Consider the following 25,307-nt stretch of genomic DNA (forward strand, 5'->3'; position numbering starts at 1 on the left):
TACATAGTGGGCTTAAGAGTTAAGAAGTTCATGTAGCTGATAAGTTTTATTTCATCTTTATCAAGTTCAACTGAACGTAATAACTCGCCTTCATCTAAGTGAGGTTTAATTTTTTCTAATACTTTTAGCTCGGCTTTGGCGTCGGCATCACCGCCTTTGGCGCGTTTAGCGACTCTGTGTAGGGCTTTTTCTGTGGTATCAAGGTCAGATAACGCCAGCTCTGTATTGATGATTTCAATATCGTCTTGGGGGTTGATTTTTCCCGCGACGTGGACGATATTTTCGTTATCGAAACAGCGTACCACATGGCCAATTGCATCGGTTTCGCGAATATTAGCTAAAAATTTATTGCCTAAACCTTCACCTTTAGATGCCCCTTCTACTAAGCCTGCTATGTCTACAAATTCCATAGTGGTGGGAATAGTACGCTTAGGATTAACTATTTCGGCTAGTTTATCTAAGCGTAAATCGGGTACTGGTACCACACCAGTATTGGGCTCTATGGTACAAAATGGGAAGTTTGCCGCTTCGATACCGGCTTTAGTTAAAGCGTTGAAAAGTGTTGATTTGCCGACGTTTGGTAAACCAACTATGCCGCATTTAAAACCCATTTTGTTGTTCCTCTTAATTTTGTATCAATACATTGACGACATTCGTCATGTTAAATAATGTTGTTGTGCCGTTATTCCGCTTTAAATGAATGCAGGCGGTTCATGGCTTTTTTTAAGTCATCTTTGACTAATATTTCAAGACAACGGGTGGCTTCATCAATCGCGTCTTCGATTTGTTGTTGTTCTTTTTGTGGTGCTTTGCCTAACACATGGCCCGTGACGCGGTTTTTATCTCCGGGATGGCCAATGCCAATACGTAACCGTAGAAAATCTTTTTGGTTTGCCATGCGACTGACAGTATCGCGCACCCCGTTTTGGCTGGAACTGCCACCTATTTTAAATTTGGCCACTCCTGGGGGTAAATCTAACTCATCAAATGCAATTAAAAGCCCTGATACTGGCACACGATAAAAGTTTGCCATGGCTGCTACAGCTTGACCGCTTTTATTCATAAAAGTAGTGGGAATGAGAAGTCTAATATCTTGTCCACCAATCGTGATGCGACCAGTGTAACCATAAAACTTGTTTTCAAGTTTTAAGGTGCAGTTGTACATCTTTGCCAGTGATTCGACGAACCATGCACCAGCATTATGGCGGGTATGCTGGTATTCAGGGCCTGGATTACCCAGGCCCACAATTAGGCTAGTGCGCGCTAATTGTTTATCAGTCAAGCAACTTATTCCGCAGGTGCTTCTTCTTCAGCTGCATCGCCTTCTTCAGCGTCGTCAGCTTTTGGACCTTTAGCTAGTTTAACTGTAACCACGGCTAAATCGTGATTTTCGCCTTTGTTAAGTTCTAGTAAAGATACGCCTTTAGGCAATACTAAGTCAGTTAAATGTAATGTTTGACCTAGTTCAACGTTTTGAAGATCAACTTCGATAAACTCAGGTAAATCAGCAGGTAAACAACTGATTTCAACATCAACCATGTGATGTTCAGCGTGACCGCCGTTCAACTTGATTGAATCGGCTGTTTCTTCATTGATGAAGTGCAAAGGTACATGAGTATGTACCGCTTTTTTCGCATCAACACGAAGAAAATCAAGGTGCATAACAACTGGTTTAAACGCATGGCGTTGCATGTCTTTAACCAATACTTCTACTTTTTCTTTACCGATGTTTAAGGTAAGAACGTGCGAGTAAAAAGCTTCGAAAGCTTGCGCTTGGAAAACTTTGTTATGAGTAAGGGTTAAAGATACGGCTTCTTTATCCGCTCCGTATAAGACAGCAGGTACTTTTCCAGCGTGACGTAGGCGGCGGCTCGCACCTTTCCCTAAATCAGTGCGGATTTCTGCATCTAGTGTGAAAATTCCATCAGACATTGAGGTAACTCCAAAATAATAGTAAGTGTGTGTAAATTTTTGCGACCAAAATTTACGTTTATGGCGATTTTTTCTAGCAGTAGACAGAAAAATTGTCGCATCCCTAAAAAAGGGCGGCGAATATTAACACCAGAGTGACTCGGAAACAATCTATAAGTAGCAATAAAAAAGCGGCTTATAAAAGCCGCTTTATACTAAATAAAATTGATAGAATTAATATTCAAACATCGCTGATATCGACTCTTCATTACTGACGCGGCGAATAGCTTCGGCTAACATATTGGAGAGTGTAAGCTGTTTGACTTTAGGAATGGCTTTTATCTCGGCACTTAGAGGAATACTGTCAGTGATGATGATTTCATCTATTACTGAATCTCTTAGATTTTTAGCGGCATTACCAGAAAAAATGGCGTGTGTTGCGTAGGCAAATACGTTTCTTGCTCCATGGGCTTTTAACGCTTCGGCCGCTTTGCCTAATGTACCGCCCGTATCAATCATGTCATCTACTATAATGCAATCACGATCTTGAACATCCCCAATAATATGCATTACTTGAGCAACATTGGCTTTCGGACGACGTTTGTCGATAATGGCAAGGTCGGTATCGTTCATCAACTTAGCTAAGGCACGGGCACGAACTACGCCGCCAATATCTGGCGATACCACAACAGGGTTGTGGAAATCACGCTGCCGCATATCATCTAGCAAAATAGGTGTACCAAAAGCATTGTCAACAGGTACATCAAAGAACCCTTGAATTTGTTCAGCGTGTAAGTCGATAGTTAATACTCTATCTACGCCCACATTAGATAAAAAGTCAGCCACAACTTTCGCCGTGATTGGGACTCTTGCTGAACGTACTCGTCTGTCTTGGCGTGCATATCCAAAATAAGGAATAACAGCTGTAATACGACCTGCAGATGCACGGCGAAATGCATCGATCATTACAATCAGTTCCATCAAGTTGTCGTTGGTAGGGGCACAAGTAGATTGAATGATAAATACATCTGATCCACGTACATTTTCGTGAATTTCTACACTGATTTCACCATCGCTAAAACGTCCAACGCTCGCTTGTCCTAACTTAGTATAAAGCCTATCTGCCACTTTCTGGGCCAATTCAGGTACTGCATTTCCAGAGAAAATCTTCATATCCGGCACGGTCATATCCTCGGTGTTTATCAATATGTTTGCTTCTACTAAAAAATGGCTGGAGTAGCTGGATTTAAATCAACGACTATAGTTGCGGATCAAAACCTTCTATCTCAAAAGCCAATATTCTTTTAAGTGGCTGGGGTAGCTGGACTCAAACCAACGACATAGTCACGGATCAAAACCAATTATCTCAACTCTCAATATCATTAAATATGGCTGGGGTAGCTGGACTCGAACCAACGACATAGTTGCGGATCAAAACCTTCTATCACTTAAACCAAATCTTTTTTGCAAATGGCTGGGGTAGCTGGACTTGAATCAACGACATAGTCACGGACCAGAACCAATTATCTCAACTCTCAATTCCATTAAATATGGCTGGGGTAGCTGGACTTGAATCAACGACATAGTTGCGGATCAAAACCTTCTATCTCAAAAGCCAATATTCTTTTAAGTGGCTGGGGTAGCTGGACTCGAACCAACGAATGACGGGATCAAAACCCGTTGCCTTACCACTTGGCTATACCCCAATAAAACTAGTTTACTTGTGTTTGGATCTGGCGATGTAATGGGGATGTATTTACCCCATTTGCGACAAAACTATTACTACCTTGGGGCAATAAAGCTTGTACATTTAACGCTTCCTGTCGACTTTCAAAAACTGCAAAAACACATGCGCCTGTGCCGGTCATCCTCGACGGCGCGTATTCTAACAACCAGTCCAATGCTTTTGCAACATTCGGATAGCGTTCGCATACTAATTTTTGGCAATCATTTCGAGTGTCACTAAAACGATAATCGCTAAAGTTAATTTTTGCTGAATCTCTAGGCAGCTTAGGTAAAGAGAAGACATCTGCGGTAGAAATGTGGCAATCGGGAAATAGTACTAAATAAGTTTTAGTATCAAGCTCTGTTGGTTGCAGTTTTTCTCCTACCCCTTCGGCAAAGGCCGTTTTTCCCTGAATAAAAATAGGCACATCAGCACCTAGGGTTAACCCCAGCTTTGCCAATTCGCTTTCAGATAGTCCGGCTCCCCACAATTGATTTAACACCACTAAAGTAGTGGCGGCATTTGAAGAGCCTCCTCCAATCCCGCCACCCATAGGTAAACGTTTTCGAAGATATATAGTACACCCCAAGTTTTTTGATGGGTTGTTAGGTAACGTTCGCTGTAATAATAGCGCCGCTTTAATAATGAGATTATCTTCATTTGCGACGCCAGCAACGGGGTCTTCTAAGACCACGTTGCCAGAGTTGTTTATATCGAAGGCTAATTCATCACCAAAATCCAAAATTTGAAATAAACTCTGTAATTGGTGGTAACCGTTAGGGTAGCGTCCATTGATATGCAAAAATAAATTGAGTTTAGCTGGGCTTGGCCACCAGATTACGCCGGGATTATTCATGAAACTCCCAATGACTGATGCGAATAAGTAACTGGCTGTTGTTAGCACTATTGTGTAAAACTACTTTATGGGGCAACCACATTTTTTCTACCAATTTATAGTTGTCATAATTTACTAGCCAGTTATCGCAAAGGCGACAACTGGGTTGCAGTTGAGTGATCCAGCCATGCTCGCTGGTTACCACTTGATCCTTGTTCTGATATTGCCCTTTAATCCAAAGTTGCAACTTTTCTACAGGAATTTGCCATCCTGTAACACGCCAAATTAACTGGCTAGGGTTAGTGTCTTGATAGGTTTTATCATCAACAACTAAAGTGACATCTTCCTCATTGCTCTGCAAACTTAGTAAGGACGTACCGATAATAGAGGTCAAATTGAGGCGATAGTGTTGTTGTATTTGCTGCCATCTAAAATTTGCACTTTGCTTTTTATCAGGGCTTTTAAATCCGAACTTGCCTTTTATGACCCAACTATCTAGCTGTGCTAAGGTTTTTTGATGTGTCGCTGAGTGTAAGCTCATGGGAGGCTTAGGAGGAGTGGTGCAACTTGCTAGAAAAAAAATAAGGAAAATAGCAGTTAATCTTAGTTTTAGGCACAATCGGTTGGATAACACTGTTTAAATAACGCTCGTTCAATAAATAAATTCATTAGGACAATAGGAACATAGAACTGACATAGCTTTCAATAGTTTTACCTTTTGCGTACAATGCCGCCACTAAATTTATCTAACTTTGTTGTAATTTACATAATCATTTCATGACCCTAATCGCTTTTGGCATTAATCACAAAACCGCACCCATTGAATTGCGCGAAAAAATAGCTTTTTCGCCTGATGCAATAGTGCAAGCACTCGCCTCCTTGCGACAGCAAACTGGGGCGACTGAATCTGTGATTGTGTCTACCTGCAACAGAACCGAAGTGTACGCTCAGTTAGATGAGCAACAAACAGCTAATATTGTGACTTGGCTCGCCAATTTTCATGGTGTACAACCAAATGAGCTACACAATAACAGTTACCTGTATACTCAGCAGCAAGCTGCCAGTCACATTATGCGTGTGGCTTGTGGTCTCGACTCCATGATGTTAGGTGAACCACAAATTCTAGGGCAGGTGAAACAAGCTTTTACCGATGCGAAAAACTCCGGCGTGATTAAGAGAGACTTTGAAAGACTGTTTCAACATACTTTTTCGGTGGCCAAAAGAGTGCGCAGCGAAACAGATATTGGTGCAAATGCTGTGTCTGTTGCCTATGCATCGGTGCAATTAGCTAAACATATTTTTTCCTCGCTAGAAAAAAGCAGGGTGTTACTAATTGGCGCAGGTGAAACCATCGAACTGGTAGCCAAGCATCTGCACGAGCAAAATGTTAAATCGTTAACTGTTGCTAACCGTACTTTGGCACGAGCTCAAGCCATAGCAGAACCTTTAGGTGCATCTGTGCTCACTTTGGCGCAAATTCCACAGCATTTAAAAGATGCCGATATTGTTATTAGTTCAACCGCCAGCCAATTGCCTATTTTAGGTAAAGGGCTAGTGCAAAGTGCGTTGAAAGAGCGTAAGCATAAGCCTATGTTTATCGTGGATTTAGCCGTGCCTCGTGATGTGGAAGTGGAAGTAGGCGAATTAGATGATGCCTATTTATACACAGTGGATGACTTACAGCAAATTGTCGAAACGAATTTAGCTAATCGCCAAGATGCCGCCGTGCTGGCAGATGAAATGGTTGAGCAGCAAGTGCAACATTTTATGCGTTGGCAACAAAGCCAAGGATCAATCGATGTCTTAAAGGGGTTTCGCGACCAAAGTGAATTACAGCGCGATATCTTAGTGAGTAAAGCGTTAAATCAGTTAGCAGACGGAAAGGAAGCAGAACAAGTCGTTATTGAATTGGCTAATAAACTCACCAATAGCCTTATTCATGCACCCACTAAAGCCTTAAAGAATGCAGCAAGTGAACAAAATTCACAGCAGTTAGCATTACTAATAGATGCATTAGCCTTAAAAAAATCAGATAATTAGCGGCAAACCTAGTCCGCGTACAGGAATATAATGAAACAATCGGTGCAACGAAAATTAGAAACTTTGATTGAACGCTTCGAAGAGATACAAGCCTTATTAGGTGAGCCGGACGTGATTGCAGATCAAGACAGATACAGAGGCTTAACCAAAGAATACTCGCAACTAGAAGATGTTGTGAAGTGTTTTAAAGATTATCAAGGTGCCCAGCAAGATTTTGAGTCGGCGCAAGAAATGATGCAAGAAGACGACCCTGAAATGCGTGAAATGGGCCAAGAAGAATACAAAGTAGCCAAACAAAGTATCGAAGATTTTACTTTAGAATTACAAGTTTTATTACTGCCAAAAGATCCCAACGATGAAAGCAATTGTTTTGTAGAAATACGCGCAGGAGCTGGGGGCGATGAAGCCGCTATTTTTGCTGGTGATTTGTTTAGAATGTACAGTCGTTATGCCGAAAAGCAAGGCTGGAAAGTTGAGTTAGTGACGGCTAATGAAGGGGATCATGGTGGTTATAAAGTAGTGATTGCCAATATTATCGGCGATGGCTCCTACGGCATTATGAAATTTGAGTCCGGTGGACACAGAGTACAACGGGTACCGGATACCGAATCTCAAGGGCGGGTGCATACTTCAGCTTGTACTGTTGTAGTGATGCCCGAAATTCCTGAATCTGAAGCCATTGAAATCAATAAGGCCGATTTAAAAATCGATACCTTTAGGGCGTCAGGAGCAGGTGGTCAGCACGTTAACAAAACGGATTCGGCAATACGTATTACTCATAACCCAAGTGGCATAGTAGTTGAGTGTCAGGACGAGCGTTCACAACACAAAAACCGGGCGAAAGCCATGGCTATATTACAATCTCGCTTAAACCAGTTGGAAGAAGAAACTCGCCAAGCAGAAGAAACCTCAACTCGCCGCAACTTAGTGGCAAGTGGTGATAGATCAGAGCGAATTCGTACTTATAACTTCCCGCAAGGGCGGGTGTCTGACCACCGCATTAATTTAACCTTATACTGCTTAGACGATGTAATTGCCGGTGATTTAAACGCTGTTTTAGAGCCTATTAGGCAAGAACATCAGGCCGATCTACTCTCGTCATTGTCTGACGAATAGACATCTCTTGGATAGGCCGGAACTGACGATTGCTCAAGCATTAGCTTGGGCAAAGGAACAACTGAGTGCACAAGGTGTAAGTGATGATGGCCTGTTTGATTCTGCCGCTATCGACAGCAAGATACTGTTAGCCGCCTGCTTACAACAGGAACAGGTGTATTTACATACTTGGCCCGAAAAACATCTCGATGAGCAACAAATGTGTGCATTTGAGAATTATATTTGTCAAAGATCAGCAGGGCATCCTGTTGCACACATTATTGGCTATCGTGATTTTTGGTCATTGCGTTTAAAGGTTTCAGCGGCAACATTAATACCTCGGCCAGAAACTGAGCTTCTAGTAGAAATAGCCTTAAATCTACCTATCACTAAAGATGCAAAAGTGCTGGATTTAGGCACAGGCACTGGCGCTATTGCTTTGGCATTGGCAAGTGAATGCCTCTACTGGTCAGTGACCGGAATTGATAAAAGTAGTGCTGCCGTTAGTTTAGCAAAAGAGAACGGAGTTCAACATCAGCTTGAGCGGGTCAATTTTATTCAAAGTGATTGGTTTTCTGGTGTAGAGCAATGTGCTTTTGATCTTATCGTGACAAACCCTCCTTATATTGAAGATAATAATCATTACTTGCAACAAGGCGATGTGCGATTTGAGCCAAGTAGTGCATTAACATCGGGAGCAGATGGACTCGATGATATTCGCCTGATTATTGCTCAAAGCAAAAAATACTTAGCAAATAAAGGCTATTTAGTCATAGAACATGGTTACCAGCAAAGTGCCCAAGTGGCAGACATATTTAGGGACAATGGTTTCGAAGATATTCGAATTGAATATGATCTAAATGATTTACCCCGTGTAACTTTAGGAAGCATCCTGCCCAAATAAAAAATTATTCAGCATTTGTATTGTTGTTTGTACCGATACGTTATAACTTAGCCGCTGCTTTTTTCTTGTAGAAAAATTTTAAAATTCATTGTCTAGTTTTTGTTTTCTAGTGAAGTGTTATGTCTGACGAAATTTTGTTTGCCGAAGATAACGAAGAAGAATTTAAGTCCCATGGCAAATGGAAAGTCTTGATTGTTGATGACGAGCCAGAAGTGCACGCAGTAACTAAGCTGGCTCTTGGGGATTTTATATTTCAAGATAAAGACCTTGAGTTTATTAGTGCATTTGATGGGGAAGAAGCAAAAAAAGTCTTTTCTGAACATGATGATATAGCAGTAGTGCTGCTTGATGTTGTTATGGAAACGGATGATGCAGGTTTACGAGTGGCGGATTTTATCAGAAATGAGGCTAGTAACCACTTTACGCGTATTATTCTACGTACCGGCCAACCTGGTCAGGCGCCCGAGAGAGACGTCATTATTAACTATGATATTAATGATTATAAATCTAAAACAGAGCTAACCGCCCAAAAACTATTCACTGTAGTGATCGCCGCTTTGCGTTCTTATAGCGATATTATGGTTATCGAAGAAAACAGACGGGGGTTAGAAAAAGTTATTGCTGCATCGGCGAATCTCTTTTGTATCCAATCCTTAGAAAGATTTATTGAAGGACTGGTGCAGCAGTTAGCGTCTTTATTAGGAGGAAGTAAAGATACGGCCTATTTAACTTCCGCTGTAGTGGGTCCTAAACCAATAGACGACTATCGTTCTTCAGAGTTGTATGTGCTGACAGGAAAAGGCGAGTATAAAAATCGCGAGGGTTTTCGGATTGAAGAAGTCATTAGTGGCCAAGAATTAGCTTCTTGCCAACAAGCCTATGCGAATAAAAGTATGGTTTTTGAAAATGATTATTTAGTCGCTTATTGTGAAAGTAAGCATAAAAAAGGATCATTGTTATACATTTCGGGATTACCTAGAAAATTAACAAAGGTCGACAAAGAGTTAATTGAGATATTTTCGCAAAACGTGCAAATTGCATTCGATAATGTTTTGCTTCATAAAGATTAAGGTTGGTTAAAAATGTACGAAATTGTTAAACATCTCCATCTAACAGCCATAGCTTTAAGTGTCATATTATTTTTATTTCGTTTTGTACTTAACACTAAACAATCACCCATGTTGCAAAAAAAGTGGTTGAAGATTGTCCCCCACATAGTAGATACCGTACTACTTGTTAGCGCAGCTACGCTGTGCGTCATGCTCAAGCAGTATCCATTTGTAGATGCCTGGGTAACTGAAAAATTAATGGCCTTGATTTTATACGTCGTTATGGTGACCTTAGCCTTAAAACTTGGGCGCAACGGCTCTATGCGTGGTATTGGTTTTATAGGAGCGCTTAGTTGGATTGTTTACGCGGGTATGGTGGCTGTGAGTAAACAACCTATGTTATTTTAAGTTTTTATCACTTTACCGTTAAATCTGGTAAAGGTTCCCCCACTTATTCCGATAAAAAGGAGTGAGTATTTTAGTGGGGTAGAGTAAGTGAAAGAGTTAAAACAGGCTATCGAAAAACAAGATCATCTGATGGCCAGTTTGCAGTTAGCAAAGGTATTTCAACCTGATACATGTCAGCCTGATAACTACCAACACATAGTTGAATTGTGGGTCGAACGAGCCAGAAAGTTTGTTGGCTCAACTGAGTACACAGCCCGAAGTTTCAATCGCTTTATTCAGTTTTTCTATGTCGAATTAGCCTTCAGTGGCGACGAAAAAAACTACTTTTCCTGCCAGTATAGTTTGCTTGACCATGTTCTTGATTACCGTACAGGGATCCCTGTTAGTTTGGCCATAGTGTTCCAATCAATAGGCAAAAGGTTAGGATTCGATGTGTGCGGAGTGAATTTTCCGGGCCATTTCTTATTAAAATGCCGTTTTCAAAATCATCCTGATATTTATGTCGATCCCCTAAATGGCAAACTTCTCAGTCGCCAAGACTTAGAGTCCATGTACTTTGCCATTTTAAAAGAAATGGAAGATGAAAAAATGCCAGAGGAAGCCTTGCATGAAGCCAGTTGTGCAGAAACTATCGTAAGGTTATTGCATAACCTTAAAGCTTCATATATCAATGAAAAGTGCTACTCAGAAGCATTAATCGCAGTAGAACTATTAGTTAATCTATGTCCAAATGATCCCTATGAAAGAAGAGACAGGGGCTTTTTATTACACCAATTAGATTGTACCCAAGTCGCCATCGCTGATTATCAATATTTCATTCGCAAGTGCCCCAAAGACCCGGCTACACAATTGCTGCAAGCCCAACTACAACAACTCAGCGAACAAGCCTCAGCCGTATTTCACTAAAATCAATGGGGTCAGAGAAAATCAATGGGGTCAGAGCATTTGATTTTTACTGTTTCTTTGATCATGTCGCTCAATAAAATGACTTTGAAATAGTACTTATCATTTAAGCACGTCAAAAATTGCTCGGGTTAATTGTCGCAACTGCTGCTCATCAATAATGTAGGGCGGCATAATATACACAAGTTTACCGAATGGTCTGATCCAAACCCCTTGTGCAACAAAGGCCTTTTGAATTTTCGCTACATTTACGGGGGATTTGCATTCTACTACGCCAATAGCGCCTATGACGCGCACGTCTAAAACCGCGTCTAATGCTAAACAGGGTGTTAATTCTGCTTGTAGTTGCCTTTCAATCTGTGCCACTTGGGTTTGCCAGTGATTTTGTTGGATGATCTGTAAACTGGCATTGGCTACCGCGCAAGCCAGTGCATTGCCCATAAAAGTAGGGCCATGCATAAATACTCCAGGCTCGCCTTGGCATACCCCTAGTGCCACATCTTCGGTGCAAATAGTCGCCGCTAAGGTCATGTAGCCACCAGTGAGTGCTTTACCCAGGCACATGATATCTGGGCTGATATCGGCATGTTCACAGGCAAATAATTTACCGGTGCGGCCAAATCCGGTGGCTATTTCGTCACAAATTAACAATATGTTGTAGTCGTCGCATAGTTGCCGACAGCGTTTTAAATATTCGGGGTGGTAAATACGCATACCACCGGCATTTTGCACTATGGGCTCGATGATAAGTGCGGCCAATTCATTGTGATGGGTTTGAATTAGCTGTTCTAGTGGTTTGATATCGTCTTCGTTCCACTGCTTGTCGAAGCGGGTTTGCGGGGCAGGGGCAAAAATTTGTTGGGTGAGTGCATCGCTAAATAAACTGTGCATGCCATTTATCGGATCGCATACCGACATAGCGGCAAAGGTATCGCCATGATAACCATTACGAGGTGTAATAAATCGGTGTTTGTGGTGATTGCCTTGGCACGCCCAGTATTGCAACGCCATCTTCATAGCCACTTCGACAGACACCGAGCCTGAGTCTGCCAAAAATACCCTGTCTAATCCTTGAGGGGTGATATCCACTAACGTACGGCATAAATCAATGGCAGGTTTATGGGTCAGTCCACCAAACATCACATGGGCAAAATCATCTATTTGATTGTTCAAGGCTTGATTAAGTTCAGGATGGTTATAACCGTGAATAGCGGTCCACCAAGACGACACGCCGTCTACTAGTTTTTCACCTGATGCGAGGTGAATATAGACACCTTCTGCCTTGGTGACTTCATAGCAGGGAAGAGGGTTAACCGCCGAGGTATAAGGGTGCCAGATATGTTGTTGATCAAAGAGTAAATCTTGCTTGCTCAAAATATGTTCACTTGTAAAGTTTTGGTTTTGATTTAGGTTGACAATGTTGCCGCGAGCCATAGACTAAGCGCCTAGAATCATTTAGTAAAGTCCGAAAGCCCAAGGTTGTGTTATGTCTTCAAATTCTTCGTCGTTAAGCGCTTCTAGCGCACCCAATCAAGCCAATATTCGTCATGACTGGACAATTGCAGAGGTCAATGCCCTTTTTGAGCAGCCATTTAATGATTTAATGTTTCAGGCGCAATCAATACATAGGCAAAATTTTGATCCAAACCAAGTACAAGTCAGTACTTTGCTGTCGATTAAAACGGGTGCATGTCCAGAAGATTGCAAATATTGCCCACAAAGTGCGCGTTATGATACCGGCCTTGAAAAAGAACGCTTGATGGAAGTGGAAAAAGTGATTCAGCGGGCTAAAGAAGCCAAACAAGCTGGCTCTACGCGTTTTTGTATGGGGGCTGCGTGGCGAAACCCTCGTGACAGGGATATGCCTTATGTGACTGAAATGGTCAAGGAAGTCAAAAAATTAGGCTTAGAAACCTGCATGACTTTAGGCATGTTAAGTCGTGACCAAGCCGTTGCCTTGAAACAAGCGGGGCTCGACTATTACAACCATAATTTGGATACTTCGCCTGAATTTTACGGCGATATAATTACCACTCGTACCTACCAAGACAGATTAGATACCTTAGATAACGTTAGAAATTCAGGCATGAATGTGTGCTCTGGCGGCATAGTGGGAATGGGCGAAACCACCTCGGATCGCTCTAGTTTATTGATGCAACTGGCCAACCTTGAACACCAACCAGAAAGTGTGCCAATTAATATGCTGGTAAAAGTAAAAGGCACGCCTATGGAAAATGTCGACGACTTGGATTATTTCGAATTTATTCGGACCATTGCCATTGCTAGGATCATGATGCCCAAGTCTTATGTGCGTTTATCAGCCGGTCGCGAGGCCATGAACGAACAAATGCAGGCTATGTGTTTCTTAGCCGGGGCTAATTCAATCTTTTATGGCTGTAAGTTGTTAACCACATCAAATCCTGAAACCCATGAAGACGTAATGTTATTTAAAAAACTAGGGATCAACTCAGCGCAGACCAAAGCGTATTCTGACGAAGCCCATGAAGCGGCATTATTAGAAGAAATTGATGATAAAGCCAACGAAAACTTATTTTACGATGCAGCCACCAAACAAGCCGAACCTGTTAGCAGCTAATGGCATTTGATTTTATTGCTCCGGCATTAGACAAGCGCCGCAATGAAGGACTGTTTAGAACGCGTAAAGCTATCGATTCTGCATCGGGGCCGCTGATTGAAATTGCTGGTCAGCACTACATCAATTTTTCCAGTAACGATTATTTAGCTATGCGCCGCTCAACAGTAGTGGCACAAGCATGGGTGGATGGCATTAGCGAATATGGGGGTGGCAGCGGGGCTTCTCCGTTAGTTACGGGTTATAGCAATGCCCATCAGGCATTAGAAGAATACCTAGCGTCAGAGCTTAAGCGGGACAAAGTGTTGCTGTTTAATTCTGGTTTTGCCGCTAATCAAGCTATTTGCCAAGCCTTGTATAATCATAAATATGCCAATAGCACAGATGTGATCTTAGCCGATGAGCTAATGCACGCTTCTTTTAACGAAGGGGCACAAGCTTGTAAGGCCACTTTTATGCGCTATAAACACAACAGTTTTGAGCATCTGCAAAGCTTGTTACATTCTAGTGATGGGCACAAGAGTCAAAGCACTTTAGTGGCCACCGAAGGGGTTTTTAGTATGGATGGCGATCAGGCCCATTTAGATAAAATGGTGACTATTAGCCAAAGTGCGAATGCTTGGTTGATGGTGGATGATGCCCATGGATTTGGCACCTTAGGTAAAAACGGCCGAGGCGTAATAGAAGCAAATAGTTTGTCGCAACAACAAGTGCCTATAGTCATGGCAACCTTTGGTAAGGCCATTGGCACAGCGGGGGCGTTTATTGCCGGGAGTCAGGATTTTATCGATTATCTGATTAATTTTGCGCGCCATTATATTTACAGCACGGCCATGCCAGCGGCCCAAGCCTATGCAACTTTAGCCAGCTTACAAGCCAAACAAAATGCTGAAAGGCGTGTTCTTCTTGCAGATCGGATCGCCCTGTTTAAGTCATTAGCCAGCAAAGCAGGGCTAACCTTAATGCCCTCAGAAACCGCCATTCAACCTTTGGTAATAGGCGATGCACAACAAGCCTTAGACGTAAGCGAAAAGCTAAAATCGTTAGGTTTGTGGGTCACCGCCATTCGTTATCCTACTGTGCCTAAAGGTACCGACAGGCTACGTATCACCTTAACTGCTGGCCATGAAGAGCGTGATATTCACGCCTTAGTCGACGCTTTGCAACTTGCGCTAGCCGACAATTAAGTCAAATTTAACCCTAGTAGGACGTTTATGAGCCAATTATCGCCAAAAGGTCGCGCTTTTTTTGTAACAGGTACCGATACCGAAGTAGGTAAGACTTTTGTCTGTGCAGCGTTACTTAATGCTTTAAACAAAAAAGGTTTGCTAACAGCGGGATACAAACCGATTGCAGCGGGTTGTGACGTGACCGAACATGGGCTGCGCAACGAAGATGCGTTGGCCTTGCAACAGCACTCAAGTATTGAGCTTGGTTATGACGAAGTGAACCCCATTGCTTTTGAGGCGGCAATTGCACCCCATTTAGCCGCAGCCAAGGTCATGCAGCCTATCTCAAAGGATATTATTCGCCAAGGATTTAACAGTTTGACTCAAAAAAAGCCTGACGTGTTGATTGTTGAGGGGGCGGGTGGGTGGCGTTTACCCTTAGGTGTCGATGTTGAAGGGCAGCCAAGGTATTTGTCTGAATTTGTGATTGAAACCAATCTCTCGGTTATCTTAGTAGTAGGCATGCGTTTGGGGTGTTTAAACCATGGGGTATTAACCGCTGAATCTATCCGCAATGATGGCTTAAAAATAGCCGGTTGGGTGGCCAATCAGATAGATCCCGATATGCCGCTATTGGACGACAATATCGAGAGTCTAAAAACCTTACTAGATGCGCCATTTATAGGAACTATTCCCAGACTAAATAATACTTTAGAGGCCACGCAGTATCTAGATTTAGCGGTGCTAGGTATTTAAGATACTTGTGGCTGAAATCATGCACCGTGGGTCGTTGTTTTATACACCTCATAATTAACTTGGGTTAACTTGGTAAATCTAAGCATGGTTCCGGTACTCAATAACACCACACTTTGCCAATAGAGACTGTTGAGCAAAGGCTCCCAAGTCTCTAACGAAAAGTGGAATACACATCTGTTGATAATAAAAAATACACTGGCCAACATGCTGATGGAGGTATACGAGCGAAACGCCGTAGTTGTCATGGTATGTCTATCTTCAGGTGATTGATGAGGATCTTGCTTTTTACCTTGCAGTAATAGGTAACCTAAGAAGACAAAAAGTCCGTTACACAGCACCAGCGAACCCAATAAAGTGGCCACTGAAGCCGACATTTTAAAATCATTTAAAGCTAACATCACCAAAGTACAAATAAAAAACAAGCTGACAGTGCTAAATAACCTAATCGGAGATAGGTAGTTGAAGAGATTTCTTGGGCTTAAATCGGCTTGGCGCTTGGTTTGAGCATTAAGACTACGCATTAACTTAAATTGTTGATGAGCCGACACTTCTAAAATTAAAAAAGGCACTGCTTGCAAAAATCCATAAACAAAAGGTAAAAAGTTTACATTCTTTAATTCAATATGCCCCTGCTGGTTAGCAATAACAAAACCAACAAAAATAGCGAACCCAAAGAGCAATATAATATTGTTTAGCAATTTATATAGGATTTTTCCTTCTAAGGTTTTTTGATACCCCTTGGGGTATAACTTTGCGTATTTATCTGCCGGGTAATGCTCAAAAATGTAATCCATTCGGCTCAAAATACGTTTAGGATAATGGTAAGTAATAAGTAAAATCTGGCTTAAGAAAGCCGTATAAAAGAGCAGTTCAATCCACATGTTGGTGTCCTTTTTTTGGATAAATTAGGTTGTTGAAGTAAGCTGTTTAAAACAAGATTACTTGCCATTTAATACTTTGCTGAATGTGATGCGCATTTCAGAGTCTGTCACCCCTGCTGCTTTCATCTTTGCTATAAATTCTTCAAATTGGTTTGTCATCCAAGATTTAAGATCAATTTGACAATTGTCTTTGGCCTCGGGGTGTACAAAAGTGCCACGATAGCCACGACTTTGAATAACGGCGTCTCTTTCTAATAACTTGTAGGCTTTAGAAACGGTTTTACTGTTTACATCTAAATCATTTGCCAACTGTCTTATTGAAGGCAAAGGATCGCCAGGCACTATTTTTTCAGCGGCGATAGCTTGTTTAATTTGAGCCACTAGCTGAGAAAAGATAGGCATTGGATCATCAATATCTATGGTAATTTGCATCGCTATTATATGCCCCAGTTGTTCCGTGTGTTGTAATGGTACAAGTAATGGGTGGCTAGTGCAAATTTTATTCGAATATTGGTGTTTAATATTGGTTCTAATGGCGAATCAAAAGCGTTTTCACGCTATGAGCATTCATTGGTATAAAACGATATGAGTGGAATTATAGTCAGACTTTGAACAAAAATTAGACTTACTCTTATCAAGCTGTAAAGTGTTTATAGTTTAGCTGTTTCAACGAGCTAATATATCTAACATTAAATCAGAGACATACAATGAAAATACTTTCTAAATCAAGCTGTATTAAGCCTGCTGTATTGTTAATAGCGGTACTTACAAGCCACTCCCTTTTAGCCAATACTAAAGTGCTACATATAGGTAGTCTGCTTGCCGAGCCAGGTAAGGCTGCGAAAAGCAAACAAACATTAGTGTTAAAAGATGATGTGATTACGCATATTGTTGATGGCTATCAAAGTCCTGCTTTGTACGGTGACGATGCAAAGTTGATAGATCTAAAAAATCGCTTTGTTATGCCGGGATTAATGGATATGCATGTGCATTTACAATTTGAGTTGGGGCCAAAGAATGACAGCGAATCCTTAAAAATGTCTGACCAACTTGTGGCAATGCGTTCGCTTATGTATGCCATGCGCACCTTGAAAGCAGGCTTTACCACTGTTAGAGATGTAGGCTCTTCTGCTCAGGAAATGTATGCCGTTCGTGATGCTATTAATATGGGATGGGTCGATGGCCCACGTATTGTTGCAGCAGGCGGAGTAGGGATAACTGGGGGGCATGCCGATGTGAGTGGTGTTAAACCTGATTTAATGGAACTGTATACTGACTCAAGTATTTGTGATGGCCCTTATGACTGCCGCCGAGCAACACGTGATGCCATTAAGTACGGTGCTGATTTAATTAAAATTACGTCTACTGGTGGGGTATTAACTGATCGCGCCACAGGTACCGGTCAACAAATGGAAATGGACGAACTCAAAGAAGTGGTGCTTGCAGCAAAACGTATGGGTCGCAAAGTCGCCAGTCACGCTCATCAGGAAGACGGCATTATCGCCGCACTTGAAGCAGGCGTAGACAGCATTGAACACGGCAGTTATACCGGAAAGGCCGCCATTAAATTATTCAAGAAAACCGGCGCGTATTTAGTACCTACTTTGTTAGCAGGGCACACAGTGCTAGAAATGGCTGAAAACTCTGATTTTATGAGTGACGCCATTAAAGATAAAGCCCGAAAAGTGGGTAAAGAAATGCAAGGTAATTTAGGCCGAGCCTATAAAGCTGGGGTAAATATTGCTTATGGAACCGATAGTGGTGTCTCGAAGCATGGCACTAACGCTTATGAAGCTGTATTGATGGCAAAAGCCGGTATCAGTAATATGGACGTGATTAAATCGGCTACGGTCAATGGGGCCGATTTACTCGGCATGAGTGACAAAATTGGTACTTTGGCAGTGGGTAAACAAGCCGATATTATTGCCACCGACGGTTCTCCTTTAGATGACATTGAGCAGCTACTAGATGTTGATTTTGTTATGAAAGACGGCAAGGTTTTTGTGAATAAATAACTTATAAATACGAAAGCTGTGCCAAAATACAGACAAAAAAAAGCCTGATAAAAATCAGGCTTAAAAGAGAACACACATAAAAACTATATATTAAGAGGGCTAGTTTCAGTATAAGTTCAATTGGTTGTTAATTATTTTTAGATTTTTTGATAAATCGACCCACTCAACTTATGGTTATAGGTTACCGCTGCATATAGTCACTTAAATCCTGCCCTATTTTAATTACACTTTGTTTAGTACCTTCAAACACCACTCCATGCAATTCACCCATTAAACTCAAGGCGTCTTCTTGCAACAACAAAGCCGTGCCTTCGCGAATGCCAATCACCGGCATAGTGGGGTTTAAAGTACAAAACTCTGCAATGCGCTGGGCGCGTGTTTCGCCGTTGTGACCGGGCGCTTGGTAGTCACTATAGTGGGGGTTCAGTTGAAAAGGCACAAAGTTCAGAGCGTCAAAACTAGGTGGTTGTACTATGGGCATATCGTTGGTAGTGCGAATACTGTTACCGCATATATTTGAGCCAGCGCTCCAACCCACATAAGGAGTGCCTTGATTTACTTGGCGCTGTATCGGCGCCAGTAAGTCTTGTTTATACAATTCATTGAGTAAGTTAAAGGTATTGCCGCCCCCCACTAAAATGGCTTGGGCGTTTTCTAACGCTTGCAGAACATCAGGGAATTGGTGAATGCCTTTGACCTTGTAATCGGGCAGTGCCTGTTGCACTTTGGCTGTGTAGTCATCCCAACTGACAGTCACGCCAGCAAAGGGAATAAATAGAATATCTTGTATATTGGCTAAATGTTGATTAATCATTGGAAGAGCATGTTGCAGATAATCTTCGTTACCCGCTCTGGAACTGCTCAACATTAATACTCGTTTGGGTGCATTCATTGTAAATTAATCCGTTTTATCTCTAGACGGGGGATTATAGACAGATAGAATACTTTGCATAGAGCGGTATTATCTACTCTTTTATTAACGAACTTTTGCTAAGGTTTGTTAATTCTTTAGCGGAACTAAAATTATAACTCGGGACGAAAAATGAAAAAAACTGTATTAATGATACTTTGTATCTCAACCAGCATGGCATGGGCGAATAGTGATCTAGACATGGCAAACAAGATCAGATCAGAAGGATTTTATAATTCTGAAGTCATGCATACATTAGAGCAATTAACAGATGAAATTGGACCTCGTTTATCTGGCTCTCCACAAATGAAACAAGCCAACGATTGGACATTAAACAAACTTAAATCATGGGGATTAAAAAACGCTTACCTCGACCCCTTTGAGTTTGGTCGTGGTTGGTCACATGATGCCGCGTCCATCCATTTAGTCAGCCCCAGAGAAGTCACCTTACATGGTATTCCTGTCGCATGGACACCAGGTACGAATGGCGATGTTTCAGGTGATGTGGTGATTTTTGAAGCATCTTCAGTTGCAGATTTAGCTAAATATAAAGGTAAGTTGAGCGGTAAAATTATTATGATGGGTGTGGGTAAAAACATTGAAGCACCCAAAAATTCGGTTTTTAAACGTTACGACGCCGGTGAACTGACCAAGTTAAAGGAGTTTGATGTTAAAAGTAAGCCTAGCCATGCTCCATGGGTTAATGACTCAAATCGTGATAGTGCCTTACAACGATATAATTTTGGTAAAAAATTAAGCGAATTTTTAGCCAAAGAAAAAGTCGCCGCTGTGTTGTACCGTAGTTGGCGCCAAGGTGGCCTAATTAACATTTTTGGTCGTGACCACCGTGTTGGTAATACCTTTCCTGTTCCAGCTTTAGTGCTTGAAGCAGAACACTACAACTCGCTGTCACGTATGATTGATAATGGTAAAACCCCAAAAATCAGATTAGATATTAAAGCACGATTTCATGATGATGATCGTAATGCCTATAATACAATCGCAGAAATATCTGGGTCTGATGATGATCCTGAAATTGTTATGGTAGGTGGTCATTTAGATTCTTGGCATGCCAGTGATGGTGCGGTTGATAATGGCGCAGGGGTTGCGGTAGCGATGGAAGCGGTACGTATTTTATCGACCTTAGATTTTAAACCTAAGCGCACCATTAGAATTGCGCTATGGTCTGGAGAAGAGCAGGGGCTATTTGGCTCTAGGGCTTATGTGGATAAACATTTTGCGACTCGTCCAAAACCAAAGAATAAAGATGAAAGAAGCCTTCCTAGCTATCTTTGGAAGAGTCAAGGTTGGCCCATAAAGACTAAACCTGCCTACGAAAAACTTTCCGTATATTTTAACATGGACAACGGTAGTGGCCGTTTTAGAGGCATTTACACCGAAGGCAATGTTGCAGTAAAACCCATTTTTAGCAAATGGTTTACGCCTTATGCAGATTTAAGTACGGGTACCATCACAAATAAAAGCACAGGAGGCACAGATCACGAAGCCTTCGATAATGTGGGTTTACCGGGGTTTCAATTTATTCAAGATAAACTGGATTATGGATCACGCTTACATCACACTCATATCGACTCAATTGATCACGTTGTGGAAGCTGATTTAATCCAAGCGTCGGTGATTATGGCTGGCTTTATTTACCAAGCATCTATGGCTGATGAGCGCATGCCCCGTAAACCCATCCCGCAAGATATTTCAGAGCTTCAGAAGCAAAAAATGCAGTTGAATATTGAAAAAGAACGTATTAAACGAGAAAAAGAGGCCAACAAGGCCAAAGCGATAAATGCGTTACAAGATAAAATTTAATTTATTGCAATATGTTTGACAATCTAAGGTAAACACTCTCAAACAATAGGGTGTTTACCTATCAAGGGGCTAATGTAAATGACTGATAATAAAGTATCCGTTTTGTTCGTTTGTTTAGGCAATATTTGCCGTTCGCCTAGTGCCGAAGCTGTGTTTAAGAAAAAGGCAAATGATAACGGTTTGAAAATCATGATTGACTCCGCTGGAACAGCTGGGTATCACAAAGGCACAGCACCTGACCAACGTTCTCAGGCTGTGGGAGAAAACCGAGGATATAGTTTTGCTGGCTTGAAGTGTCGAAAAGTAATTGAACAAGACTTTGAAGAGTTTGATTATATTTTGGGGATGGATAACGAAAATATTGAAAACTTACTAGCGGTCTGCCCAGCAAAATTTCAACATAAAGTGGCACTGCTATTAAGTTTTACTGCATCTGATGATCAAGAGGTGCCGGATCCATATTACGGTGGTAAAGCTGGGTTCGAATATGTTTTAGATCTTATTGAACAAGGAGCTGATGGCTTTATTGAGCACCTTAAAACTAAACATTATTAGCTATGTCAAGAATAAATACTTTTGTGATTGAATTTTCGAGTTATTCCCTCTAAATTCACTTTCCTGCTTGTCGGTTCAGTTTTTAATCGACTCCCCCTATATATTTAACAAGGAACAATCGTGAGTCAATGGCAACCAGATAGTTGGCGTTCAAAGCCCATTTTACAACAACCTACCTATGAAGATAAACAACAGCTTAAGCAGGTTGAAGAGACCCTTAGCAGTTACCCTCCATTGGTATTTGCCGCCGAAACTCGTGCATTGCGTAAACAATTAGGCGATGTAGCAGAGGGTAAAGGCTTTTTATTGCAAGGGGGGGATTGCGCCGAATCTTTTGATGAATTTAACGCCCCAAAAATTCGCGATACCTTTAAGGTAATTTTGCAAATGGCCATAGTGCTAACGTACGCTGGCCGTTGTCCTGTTACTAAAGTGGCGCGTATGGCAGGACAGTACGCTAAGCCTAGATCTGGTGATTTTGAAACCATTGATGGGCTGTCTTTACCCAGTTATCGTGGCGATATTATTAATAGCTTTGAGTTTACCGAAGCTGCTCGTAGGCCGGATCCCCAGCGCATGATCGAAGCCTATCATCGCGGCGCTTCTACTCTTAACTTGCTACGGGCTTTTGCTCAGGGTGGTTTGGCCGATTTACATGAAGTGAATCGCTGGAATATGGCGTTTGTAGAGAACAACCCATTAAAAGAGCGTTATCACGACCTAGCAAAACGTATTGAAGACTCACTAGAGTTTATGAAAGTGATGGGCATTAATTCAGCCAATACTCTTACGTTACATGAAACCAGTTTATACACTTCTCACGAGGCATTATTACTGAATTACGAGCAAGCCTTAACCCGCGTCGATACACTTACGGGCAATTGGTATAACTGTTCAGCCCATATGTTGTGGATTGGCGAGCGTACTCGGCAGCTCGATCATGCACATTTGGAGTTTTTCCGTGGCATTCACAATCCAATTGGTGTGAAAGTCGGGCCAAGCATGCAAGAAGATGAATTAATTCAATTGATTGACGCCCTTAATCCTGATAACGATGCAGGTCGATTGACGTTGATCACCCGCATGGGAGCAGACAACATTGAGCAACACTTACCTAAATTGCTACGCCGCGTAAAACAAGAAGGTCGTAAAGTAGTGTGGAGCTCTGATCCTATGCATGGCAATACCTTTAAAGCGACCAGTGGCTATAAAACCCGAGATTTCGATGCTATTTTACGGGAAATCAAACAGTTTTTTGCGGCCCATGAATCCGAAGGCACCCATGCTGGTGGTATTCATTTAGAGATGACTGGGCAACACGTGACTGAATGTACCGGTGGTGCCTACAAAATCAGTGATGATGATTTAGCTCAAGCCTATAAAACGCAGTGCGATCCACGCTTAAATGCCGATCAAGTACTCGAAATGGCATTTTTGGTTGCAGACCATTTACGTAGCGCCTAAACCCTGTAAAACTTAGCCACTTTGTTCTCTGACAGATTGCAAAGTGGCTATCAAAAATGCTATAAATGATAATCGTTTGTATTTGTATCATTTATTCAGGTAATACCCATGACCCTTTGGGAAATTCGCAAAAAACAGTCTGCATTAATCGATAGTCTCGATCCTAGTCTTGTGCCAGCAGTATTCGAGCGTTTAAGTGAAATGGGCTTTGCCGCAGGTCAGGTCATTCAATGTTTACGACGCAGCCCTATGCAAGGCCCACTGGTGTTGCAGGTAGGAGATTGCGTTTACTCCTTAGAACAAAGTATTGCCAATCGTATTAATATCAGTGTGGCTTAAACCCAACTGGCGCTGGCTATGGTTTTATTATGCTGTGTTGGTATCTATATCATAGCCAGCCGAAGTCCCACATTTTCTATTTCAACAAGGTAAGTCATGAATAATATTATCTTGGTTGGTAAACCAAATTCAGGCAAAAGCCTGTTGTTTAACCAGCTAACAGGTATGCGCCAGAAAGTAGCCAATTTCCCAGGTGTAACGGTTGAACTTAAAAGTGGCAAGTTTGCCCAGCATAATTTAATAGACTTTCCCGGTACTTATTCCTTAAAGAGCTTGTCAAAAGACGAGGCTTTAGCCATAGAAAAGCTTCATGAAGCTATGCACAGTGATGATACCTCGCTAATAGTCTGTAATTTAGATGCCACTCGTTTAGAGCGCAGTTTAGTATTTGGTTTGCAGGTTAGGGATCTCGCTTTTGAGCATAATAAGGGCGTGATCTTTGCGCTAAATATGATTGATGAAGTACAACGCTTTGGCCATGAAATCGATACTGATAAATTAGCCAGTGATTTAGGCTGCGCGGTGTTTGCTCTATCAGCGAAAACTCTCATAGGTTTACATGAATTTAAGTTGGCTTTAGAGGACGCGGCTACTCATCCTCAAGATTTTGTACCAGTTAAAACTAAGGATACGCAAGTACCTGTGCTGGAGATCAGCCGTGAATTGTCTGCTCGTTATGGTATTAAAGCCGATGTTGTGTTGAAGCAACAAAACAAAATAGACAGTTTTTTATTAAATAGTGTATTCGGTGGTTTAATGTTTCTAACCATCATGTTTTTATTATTTCAAAGTATATTTACATGGGCTAGTCCATTAATGGACGGCGTTGAATCTATTGTGACAGAACTCGCACTGCTTTGTAGCCAAGTTCTTCCCACTGGTGTGATAAACGATTTTGTTAGCGATGCGCTATTTGGTGGGCTAGGGTCGTTTTTAGTCTTTGTCCCACAAATTATGGTACTCACGCTTATTATTGGTTTGCTTGAAGACAGTGGCTATTTGGCAAGAGCCGCCTTGATTTGCCATAAGCCATTGAGTTATTTTGGCTTGTCGGGTAGAAGTTTTATTCCGTTTTTGTCGGGCCATGCCTGTGCTATTCCCGCCATTATGGCTGCGCGCACCATTGAATCCCCCCGTAAACGGTTAATTACTATGATGACCATCCCGTTGATGTCATGCTCGGCACGGTTGCCTGTATATGCGCTGTTAATCGCGGTTCTTATTCCAGACACTCAATATTTAGGTGGGCTAGTTAACTTGCAAGGGATCACCTTTTTTATCTTGTATTTTATTGGGATCGTCAGTGCGTTATTGGTCAGTACTCTTCTCAGTAAACTCACTGATTTTGATAAAGACAAAGCAGAAATGCCCTTTATATTAGAATTACCCACCTATCGTTTACCTCACTGGAAACCCTTAACCCACAGAGTGTTAAGTAGCGCCAAACAGTTTATAAAACGTGCCGCGCCGATAATTTTTATGGTATCTGTGGTGATCTGGGGCTTAGGATATTTCCCACAAAATGGCGATTTGCAGTCGTCATATTTAGCAGCATTAGGGCAGTGGATTGAACCCATATTTGCACCTCTAGGTTTGGATTGGCGTTATGGGGTGGCCATATTAGTGTCGTTTTTAGCCCGTGAAGTATTTGTAGGCGCATTAGGTACGCTGTTTGGTATTCAAGGTGCAGATGAAAACATAGCTGGATTGGCGGCCAATATTCAGCAGGATGGTTTGGCCTTAGGGACGGGCATAGGCCTGATGTTATTTTATGTGATAGCACTACAATGTGTGGCCACTGTCGCTACCATAAAAGGTGAAACTGGCAGTAGTAAAATAGCCTGGGGCCTATTTGTGAGTTACGGACTTGTGGCCTATTTTATCGCATTGCTTGCTGCCAATTTTATTTAACCTGAATTCGGGTTATTTA

The 25,307-nt window shown here is 41.8% G+C and carries 24 protein-coding genes, 1 tRNA gene and 1 pseudogene; 15 read left to right on the top strand and 11 right to left on the bottom strand.

Annotated features, from left to right (window positions below):
- The 7 genes from ychF to lolB all read right to left on the bottom strand — a co-directional run.
- The coding region (gene ychF, locus Q0688_RS14450) for a redox-regulated ATPase YchF (RefSeq protein WP_299078081.1) at nt 1-611 on the bottom strand (611 nt) is incomplete at its 3' end.
- A gap of 71 nt (nt 612-682) precedes the next feature.
- Nucleotides 683-1,282 (bottom strand): aminoacyl-tRNA hydrolase, encoded by a 600-nt coding sequence (gene pth, locus Q0688_RS14455; RefSeq protein WP_299078084.1) that lies wholly within the window; start codon nt 1,280-1,282, stop codon nt 683-685.
- A 5-nt stretch (nt 1,283-1,287) separates the two neighbouring features.
- Nucleotides 1,288-1,932, bottom strand: coding sequence for a 50S ribosomal protein L25/general stress protein Ctc (locus Q0688_RS14460; RefSeq protein ID WP_299078087.1), 645 nt, complete (start codon nt 1,930-1,932; stop codon nt 1,288-1,290).
- Nucleotides 1,933-2,145: 213 nt separating this feature from the next.
- Complete coding sequence (locus Q0688_RS14465) at nt 2,146-3,093, bottom strand: ribose-phosphate pyrophosphokinase (RefSeq protein ID WP_299078347.1); 948 nt, start codon at nt 3,091-3,093, stop codon at nt 2,146-2,148.
- Nucleotides 3,094-3,542: 449 nt separating this feature from the next.
- Nucleotides 3,543-3,617, bottom strand: a tRNA-Gln gene (locus Q0688_RS14470).
- 6 nt (nt 3,618-3,623) lie between these two features.
- Nucleotides 3,624-4,493, bottom strand: a complete 870-nt coding sequence (gene ispE / locus Q0688_RS14475) for a 4-(cytidine 5'-diphospho)-2-C-methyl-D-erythritol kinase (protein ID WP_299078090.1) — start codon at nt 4,491-4,493, stop codon at nt 3,624-3,626.
- Nucleotides 4,486-5,106 (bottom strand): lipoprotein insertase outer membrane protein LolB, encoded by a 621-nt coding sequence (gene lolB / locus Q0688_RS14480; RefSeq protein WP_299078093.1) that lies wholly within the window; start codon nt 5,104-5,106, stop codon nt 4,486-4,488. Before lolB ends, ispE begins: the two co-directional genes overlap by 8 nt.
- 143 nt (nt 5,107-5,249) lie before the next feature.
- On the opposite strand from lolB, the gene hemA reads away from it, so the two are divergent.
- The 6 genes and pseudogenes from hemA to Q0688_RS14510 all read left to right on the top strand — a co-directional run bounded on the left by hemA (nt 5,250) and on the right by Q0688_RS14510 (nt 10,874).
- Entirely contained in the window at nt 5,250-6,512 is a 1,263-nt protein-coding gene (gene hemA / locus Q0688_RS14485) for a glutamyl-tRNA reductase (protein WP_299078096.1), read from the top strand.
- A gap of 30 nt (nt 6,513-6,542) precedes the next feature.
- The gene (prfA, locus tag Q0688_RS14490; RefSeq protein WP_299078099.1) at nt 6,543-7,628 is read left to right on the top strand and encodes a peptide chain release factor 1; all 1,086 of its coding nucleotides are present in this window, start codon (nt 6,543-6,545) and stop codon (nt 7,626-7,628) included.
- A 7-nt stretch (nt 7,629-7,635) separates the two neighbouring features.
- The gene (gene prmC / locus Q0688_RS14495; protein ID WP_299078102.1) at nt 7,636-8,511 is read left to right on the top strand and encodes a peptide chain release factor N(5)-glutamine methyltransferase; all 876 of its coding nucleotides are present in this window, start codon (nt 7,636-7,638) and stop codon (nt 8,509-8,511) included.
- A 119-nt stretch (nt 8,512-8,630) separates the two neighbouring features.
- Nucleotides 8,631-9,578, top strand: a pseudogene (locus Q0688_RS14500) (DUF3369 domain-containing protein); the annotation flags it as partial.
- A gap of 15 nt (nt 9,579-9,593) precedes the next feature.
- The gene (locus Q0688_RS14505) at nt 9,594-9,968 is read left to right on the top strand and encodes a SirB2 family protein (RefSeq protein ID WP_299078106.1); all 375 of its coding nucleotides are present in this window, start codon (nt 9,594-9,596) and stop codon (nt 9,966-9,968) included.
- An 87-nt stretch (nt 9,969-10,055) separates the two neighbouring features.
- A complete protein-coding gene (locus tag Q0688_RS14510) occupies nt 10,056-10,874 on the top strand; it encodes a tetratricopeptide repeat protein (protein ID WP_299078109.1) in 819 nt (272 codons plus the stop codon).
- A 99-nt stretch (nt 10,875-10,973) separates the two neighbouring features.
- On the opposite strand, the gene bioA is transcribed toward Q0688_RS14510, so the two are convergent.
- Complete coding sequence (bioA, locus tag Q0688_RS14515; protein ID WP_299078112.1) at nt 10,974-12,305, bottom strand: adenosylmethionine--8-amino-7-oxononanoate transaminase; 1,332 nt, start codon at nt 12,303-12,305, stop codon at nt 10,974-10,976.
- A 52-nt stretch (nt 12,306-12,357) separates the two neighbouring features.
- On the opposite strand from bioA, the gene bioB reads away from it, so the two are divergent.
- Genes bioB through bioD form a run of 3 tightly spaced genes read left to right on the top strand, consistent with a single transcriptional unit; the run spans nt 12,358 to nt 15,389 of the window.
- Nucleotides 12,358-13,467 carry a biotin synthase BioB gene (gene bioB / locus Q0688_RS14520; RefSeq protein ID WP_299078115.1) on the top strand — a complete coding sequence of 370 codons (1,110 nt, stop codon included), beginning with the start codon at nt 12,358-12,360 and terminating at the stop codon, nt 13,465-13,467.
- Nucleotides 13,467-14,651 (top strand): 8-amino-7-oxononanoate synthase, encoded by a 1,185-nt coding sequence (locus tag Q0688_RS14525; protein ID WP_299078117.1) that lies wholly within the window; start codon nt 13,467-13,469, stop codon nt 14,649-14,651. The genes bioB and Q0688_RS14525 overlap by 1 nt, the downstream gene beginning before the upstream one ends.
- 27 nt (nt 14,652-14,678) lie before the next feature.
- A complete protein-coding gene (gene bioD, locus Q0688_RS14530) occupies nt 14,679-15,389 on the top strand; it encodes a dethiobiotin synthase (RefSeq protein WP_299078122.1) in 711 nt (236 codons plus the stop codon).
- A gap of 17 nt (nt 15,390-15,406) precedes the next feature.
- Here the strand turns inward: bioD and Q0688_RS14535 are convergent, their stop codons facing one another.
- Nucleotides 15,407-16,270, bottom strand: a complete 864-nt coding sequence (locus Q0688_RS14535; RefSeq protein WP_299078125.1) for a hypothetical protein — start codon at nt 16,268-16,270, stop codon at nt 15,407-15,409.
- A 57-nt stretch (nt 16,271-16,327) separates the two neighbouring features.
- Complete coding sequence (locus Q0688_RS14540) at nt 16,328-16,702, bottom strand: GntR family transcriptional regulator (protein WP_299078128.1); 375 nt, start codon at nt 16,700-16,702, stop codon at nt 16,328-16,330.
- 275 nt (nt 16,703-16,977) lie between these two features.
- Between Q0688_RS14540 and Q0688_RS14545 the strand changes: the two genes are divergently transcribed.
- A complete protein-coding gene (locus Q0688_RS14545; RefSeq protein WP_299078132.1) occupies nt 16,978-18,285 on the top strand; it encodes an amidohydrolase family protein in 1,308 nt (435 codons plus the stop codon).
- 181 nt (nt 18,286-18,466) lie between these two features.
- Here Q0688_RS14545 and pepE read toward each other — a convergent pair whose 3' ends face one another.
- On the bottom strand, nt 18,467-19,177 hold the full coding sequence (gene pepE, locus Q0688_RS14550) for a dipeptidase PepE (protein ID WP_299078136.1): 711 nt from the start codon (nt 19,175-19,177) through the stop codon (nt 18,467-18,469).
- Between the two features lie 150 nt (nt 19,178-19,327).
- Here pepE and Q0688_RS14555 point away from each other — a divergent pair, with 150 nt between their 5' ends.
- The 5 genes from Q0688_RS14555 (at nt 19,328) to Q0688_RS14575 (ending at nt 25,288) form a co-directional block, all read left to right on the top strand.
- Nucleotides 19,328-21,019 (top strand): M20/M25/M40 family metallo-hydrolase, encoded by a 1,692-nt coding sequence (locus Q0688_RS14555; RefSeq protein ID WP_299078139.1) that lies wholly within the window; start codon nt 19,328-19,330, stop codon nt 21,017-21,019.
- 78 nt (nt 21,020-21,097) lie between these two features.
- Complete coding sequence (locus Q0688_RS14560) at nt 21,098-21,574, top strand: low molecular weight protein-tyrosine-phosphatase (RefSeq protein ID WP_299078142.1); 477 nt, start codon at nt 21,098-21,100, stop codon at nt 21,572-21,574.
- A gap of 120 nt (nt 21,575-21,694) precedes the next feature.
- Complete coding sequence (locus Q0688_RS14565; RefSeq protein WP_299078145.1) at nt 21,695-23,038, top strand: class II 3-deoxy-7-phosphoheptulonate synthase; 1,344 nt, start codon at nt 21,695-21,697, stop codon at nt 23,036-23,038.
- Nucleotides 23,039-23,146: 108 nt separating this feature from the next.
- Complete coding sequence (locus Q0688_RS14570; protein ID WP_299078148.1) at nt 23,147-23,377, top strand: FeoA family protein; 231 nt, start codon at nt 23,147-23,149, stop codon at nt 23,375-23,377.
- Nucleotides 23,378-23,473: 96 nt separating this feature from the next.
- The gene (locus Q0688_RS14575) at nt 23,474-25,288 is read left to right on the top strand and encodes a ferrous iron transporter B (protein WP_299078151.1); all 1,815 of its coding nucleotides are present in this window, start codon (nt 23,474-23,476) and stop codon (nt 25,286-25,288) included.
- Nucleotides 25,289-25,307: the final 19 nt, after the last annotated feature.

Source organism: uncultured Paraglaciecola sp., from assembly GCF_937123705.1.
Taxonomy (GTDB): Bacteria; Pseudomonadota; Gammaproteobacteria; order Enterobacterales; family Alteromonadaceae; genus Paraglaciecola.